Below are 3088 nucleotides of genomic sequence, written 5' to 3'. Positions count from 1 at the left end.
AACCTGCTGCTGCTGATGGCCCGCCATCCCCGGCAGGTACTCACTCGGGAGGAGCTGACGTCCGACGCCGGCGACGGAGCGGTCCCGGCCGCTCGCGACGGTGCAGGACGCCGGCCGCCCCGGGCAGGGCGCGCTGGGGGTGGGCCGGTCCGGCGCGTGCGACCGGCGCGCCCACCGGCTGGCGAACGCCCTGGTCGGCAACCCCGACGACGCGGCGGTCATCGAGGCCACCGCGGGCGGACTGGTGGTGCGGGCGAGCGGCGACCTGCTGGTCGCCACCAGCGGCGCCCGCTGCCCGGGCTCGCCACACCTGGCGCCCCACCTGCTGCGGGACGGGGACGTGCTCCGGCTCGGCACCCCGGAGGCGGGGCTGCGCACCTACCTCGCGGTCCGCGGTGGGGTGGCCGTGCCGCCGGTGCTGGGGTCCCGCTCCACCGACCTGCTCTCTGGCCTCGGCCCGCCGCCGCTGGCGGCCGGGACCGTGCTCCCGGTGGGACGACCGGCCGGGGAACCGCCGGGGGTGGACGTGGCCCCGGTGCCCGAGCCGCACGCCGGGGAGGTGACGGTGCGGGTGCGCAGGGGGCCGCGGGACGACTGGTTCGGGGAGGAGGGCTGGCGGCTGCTCACCGGGCAGGCGTGGACGGTCAGCGGCGACAGCAACCGGATCGGGCTGCGCCTCGAGGGGCAGCCGCTGCGCCGGGTCCGCGAGGGGGAGCTGCCCAGCGAGGGGATGCTGCGCGGCGCCCTGCAGGTCCCGCCCGCCGGCACCCCGGTGCTCTTCCTGGCCGACCACCCGGTGACCGGCGGCTACCCGGTGATCGGGTACGTCGAGGACGACGACGTCGACCGGTGCGGGCAGCTGCGCCCGGGCCAGCCGCTACGGCTGCGTGAGCGGTAGCCCGGAGTGCCCCACCGGTGGCCGTGACCAAGGCGCGCGAGTGCTGCGTTGTGCACGCGCTGGCGGCGGGTTGCCGTGACCAAGGCGCGCGAGTGCTGCGTTGTGCACGCGCTGGCGGCGGGCTGCCGTGACCAGGGCGCGCGAGTGCTGCGTTGTGCACGGACACGGGGAGACGTGGGAGGTGCCCCGCGGCGGCTAGGCTCGGGGCGTGGGCTGGTTGCGACGACTCTTCGGCCGGAGCGGGCACTCCGGCGGCTCCGGCGTGCCCGGGTCGGCCGGTGGCCGTCGCCGCCGCACCGACGGCCCGGACATGGACGTCGACCTGGCCGCGGTGCAGCGCTACGCCCGCGAGTGGTCGGGCACCCGCCGCGGCGTGGAGGGCTACGTCGAGCCGGCCACCCACGTCACCACCACGACCCTGGTCCTGGTGGCCCACGACGGCGAGTGGACCCGGCGGGCGGTGGGCTCCCCGCAGGCCGGGTTCGGGGTGTGCCGCGACCTCGGGCTACCCGTCTACGACGTGAACCAGGTCGGCTACCCCTCCCGGATGCGGGAGTGGAACCGGCGGCAGCGCCGGGGCTGAGCCGGCCGCGACCAGCTGCGACGCGCGCCCCGGCAGCGGGCCGCTACCGGGAAAACTGCTGGCGCCGTGCGCAGCGGGGTGGCAGGTTTGGGGTTACCCGACCCGAGGAGGTGGTGTGTATGTCAGATCCGACCAGCCCGGTGGGGGAGGACGTCAAGGCCAAGTTCCGTGCCGCGCTTGCGCGCAAGCAGTCGCACGGAGGCCGGGACGTCTCTGCCCACGACGCGCACGGCAAGGTCGATCACGCCAGCGGCGCGAAGACCTCCGGCGCGCAGCAGATGTTCCGTCGCAAGAGCGGCTGAGCACCCCTCACCAGAGGCCGGCACCCCGGTCCCCGCATCGTCGGGGACCGGGGTGTCGCCGTCCGGGGTAGCGGCTCGGGTCAGCTCGCGTAGCTCTCCGCCAGTGCCACCAGGGCCCGGACACCGGAGCCGGTGCCGCCCTTGGGGGTGTAGCCGTGCGGCGACTTCTCGTTGAACGCCGGGCCGGCGATGTCCAGGTGCGCCCAGGGCAACGTGGCCCCGTCGGCGCCCGAGCCGACGAACTCGCGCAGGAACGTCGCCGCGACCATCATCCCGGCCGCGCGTTCCCCCGTGTGCTTGATGTCGGCGACGGGGGAGTCCAGCTGCGAGCGGATCTCCTCCGGCAGCAGCATCGGCCAGGAGGTCTCCCCGGACGTGCTGGCCGCCTGGTGGACCCGCTCCCGCAGCGCCTCGTCGTTGCCCATCACGGCCATGGTGCGCTCGCCGAGCGCGATCACCGCGGCGCCGGTGAGGGTGGCGATGTCGACCACCGCGTCCGGCTGCTGCTCCGAGGCCAGGGCCAGCCCGTCGGCCATGACCAGCCGGCCCTCGGCGTCGGTGTTGATGATCTCGACGGTCTTGCCGCCGCGCATCGTCACCACGTCACCGGGCCGCTGGGCCAGGTCGCCGGTCATGTTCTCGGCCAGGCACAGGTACCCGGTGACCTGCACCGGGAGCCCCAGCTCGGCGATCGCGAGCACCGCAGCGGCCACGGCGGCCGCGCCGGCCATGTCGCACTTCATGGTGACCATCGAGGCACCCGGCTTGAGGCACAGCCCGCCGGAGTCGAAGGTGATGCCCTTGCCGACCAGCGCCAGGTGCGCCTTGGCCCCGCGCGGCTTGTACGACAGCTGCACCAGCCGCGGCGACCGGCCCGAACCCTGGCCGACGCCGAGGATCCCGCCGCAGCCCTCCTCGACCAGCTTCTCGACGTCCCAGACCTCCATCGAGACCTTCGAGCCCTGGGCGCGCTTGGCGACGGAGCCGGCGAAGCTCTCCGGGAAGAGCACGTTGGGCGGGGTGTTGACCAGGTCGCGGGCGTAGCGCACCGCGTCTGCCACCGCCGCGGCGCGGGCGGCCAGCTGCTTGGCCTCCCGGGACCGGCCCTTGGGGCCGAGCACGACCGCCTCGGCCAGCGGCGGCTTGGCCGACTTCTGCTTGCCCTCGCCGTAGAAGGTGGGGAAGGTGTAGGCCCCCAGCAGCGCCCCCTCGGCCACCGCGGCCGCCTGCTCCGGGCTGCCGTCGCCGAGGGCGAACGCGGCCTTGGTGCGGCCGGCCCGGGACGGCGGGGCCGGGCGGTGACCT

Annotated in this window: 3 protein-coding genes and 1 pseudogene; 3 read left to right on the top strand and 1 reads right to left on the bottom strand. The window is 75.6% G+C overall.

All coding sequences use genetic code 11. The annotated features are described in order from the left end of the window. Positions 1-94: 94 nt before the first annotated feature. The 3 genes and pseudogenes from GFJ45_RS15765 to GFJ45_RS15755 form a co-directional block, all read left to right on the top strand. A pseudogene (locus tag GFJ45_RS15765) lies at positions 95-898 on the top strand (5-oxoprolinase subunit C family protein); the annotation flags it as partial. Positions 899-1106: 208 nt separating this feature from the next. Further along, on the top strand, positions 1107-1481 hold the full coding sequence (locus tag GFJ45_RS15760; protein WP_228387195.1) for a hypothetical protein: 375 nt from the start codon (positions 1107-1109) through the stop codon (positions 1479-1481). Positions 1482-1600: 119 nt separating this feature from the next. Then, entirely contained in the window at positions 1601-1783 is a 183-nt protein-coding gene (locus tag GFJ45_RS15755; protein WP_153398967.1) for a DUF5302 domain-containing protein, read from the top strand. 80 nt (positions 1784-1863) lie between these two features. Here GFJ45_RS15755 and GFJ45_RS15750 read toward each other — a convergent pair. Further along, positions 1864-3088 (bottom strand): leucyl aminopeptidase (locus GFJ45_RS15750; RefSeq protein ID WP_153398964.1); only part of this gene is annotated, 1225 nt, incomplete at its 5' end.

It is taken from the genome of Ornithinicoccus halotolerans (genome assembly GCF_009602535.1).
GTDB classification, from domain to species: Bacteria; Actinomycetota; Actinomycetes; order Actinomycetales; family Dermatophilaceae; genus Ornithinicoccus; species Ornithinicoccus halotolerans.
The sequence above is the reverse complement of the archived record's forward strand: the minus strand, read 5'-3'. Positions and strand labels throughout refer to the sequence as shown.

Excerpts from the sequence above, each read along its gene's own strand:
- GFJ45_RS15755 (WP_153398967.1), top strand. The coding sequence starts at position 1,601 with ATGTCAGATCCGACCAGCCCGGTGGGGGAGGACGTCAAGGCCAAGTTC.